The following is a 1,610-nucleotide window of genomic DNA, read 5'->3' as shown; positions in this document are numbered from 1 at the left end:
GCTTTCAGCCGTCCCGTCCGATGACACCGACAACGCTGTGAGCAGCCTGAACCGGTTGATCGTCGTGCTCCTCTTCGACGGCGTCGACCTGCTCGACGTCACCGGCCCCCCGGAGGTGTTCGCCCTGCTGCGGCGGGAGACCGGCAGCGCGCAGGGCTATCAGGTGGTGCTGGCCGCCGAGACGATGGACGCGGTCACCACCTCCGCCGGGGTGCGGATCCTGCCCGACGTCACCTTCGCCGACGCGGCGGCACGCAGCATCGACACCCTGATGGTTCCCGGCTCGGTCGAGGTCGACGGCCTCTCGCGTGTCCGTGCCGTCACCGATCCGGCCGTGGTGCACTGGGTGAAGGAGCTTGCGGGCAGGTCCCGGCGCATCGCGTCGGTGTGCGTGGGAGCGCATCTGCTGGCGGCAGCCGGGCTCCTGGACGGCAAGCGCGCCACCACCCACTGGTCGACCGCGCAGCAGCTCGCCGCCGACCACCCCGCGGTCGAGGTCGATGCGGATCCCATCTTCATCCGCGACCAGGACGTGTGGACGGGAGCGGGGATCACCGCGTGCCTGGACCTGTCCCTGGCGCTGGTCGCGGAGGACTTCGGCGAGACGGTCGCGCTGCGCGTCGCCCGGCAGCTGGTGATGTACCTCAAGCGCCCCAGCGGGCAGAGCCAGTTCAGCGTCCCGATCGAGCCCGTCTCCATGACGCGGCGCATGGACGACCTGCGCCACTACATCACCGGCAACATCACCGGCCGGCTCACCGTCACCGATCTCGCCGAGCACGCCCATGTCAGCGAACGGCAGCTCACCCGCATCTTCAAGACCGAACTGGGCATGACCCCGGCCGCCTACATCGAATCGGCCCGCGTCGAGGTGGCCCGCAACCAGCTCGAGTCCACGGACGACACCCTGGAGCGGGTCGCCTCGGCGTGCGGCTTCAACACCCCCGACACCCTGATCCGCGCGTTCCGCCGAAAACTGAACACCACCCCGACCGAATACCGCAGCCGCTTCCGGCACACCCGCCACCCCTGACCGTTCCGGATGGACGGACAGGTCTGCCACCCGGCCCGTGAGACGGCCGCCCGGTTCGTTCCCCAGGTACTACCCGTGAAGGGCGCGGGGGCGGTCGGCGGTGCGCAGCGCCTGCAGCCGCTGCTCGGCAAGGAGCAGGTGACGGGGATCCGCCAACGGCAGAGCACCCAGGAGAGCGAGCAGCCCGGGCCCGGACTCCAGCGCCAGGGCCCGGTCCCTGACCTGAGCCCAGCAGTACAGGGCGCCGGCCGCCGCGGCGTGCACCTCCGGAACATCGGCACCCTGCCGGGCCAGGCGAGCCCGGCCGGCGCTGATCCACAGCCGGGTGGCCAACGGGAAATCACCCGCCATCCGCGCCAGATCGGCACGGATCTCCACCCACCCGGTCGCCTCCAAGGAGGCGTGTCCAGAGGCCTGAAGGACGTACTCCTCCCACGCCTGAGCGAGCGTGGCCGCCTCCACGTGACGGCCCGCCGTGGCCAGTGCGTGGATGTGAGGCCGCGGATCCGCGCCGGCATCAGATACCGGCCCGGGGCCCTGCCCGGGGCCTGGCCCGGCGGTCGGCGCGGAGGCGGGG

Annotated in this window: 1 protein-coding gene and 1 pseudogene; one reads left to right on the top strand and one right to left on the bottom strand. The window is 71.7% G+C overall.

What is annotated here, in order from left to right:
* Nucleotides 1-37: 37 nt before the first annotated feature.
* Nucleotides 38-1,033, top strand: a complete 996-nt coding sequence (locus PV721_RS43230; RefSeq protein WP_319734331.1) for a GlxA family transcriptional regulator — start codon at nt 38-40, stop codon at nt 1,031-1,033.
* A gap of 69 nt (nt 1,034-1,102) precedes the next feature.
* Here the strand turns inward: PV721_RS43230 and PV721_RS43225 are convergent.
* Nucleotides 1,103-1,610, bottom strand: a pseudogene (locus PV721_RS43225) (hypothetical protein); the annotation flags it as partial.

This window comes from Streptomyces sp. MB09-01 (assembly GCF_033794505.1).
GTDB lineage: Bacteria > Actinomycetota > Actinomycetes > Streptomycetales > Streptomycetaceae > Streptomyces.
Note: the sequence above shows the minus strand (reverse complement) of the source record. Positions and strands in the feature narration are given on the sequence as shown.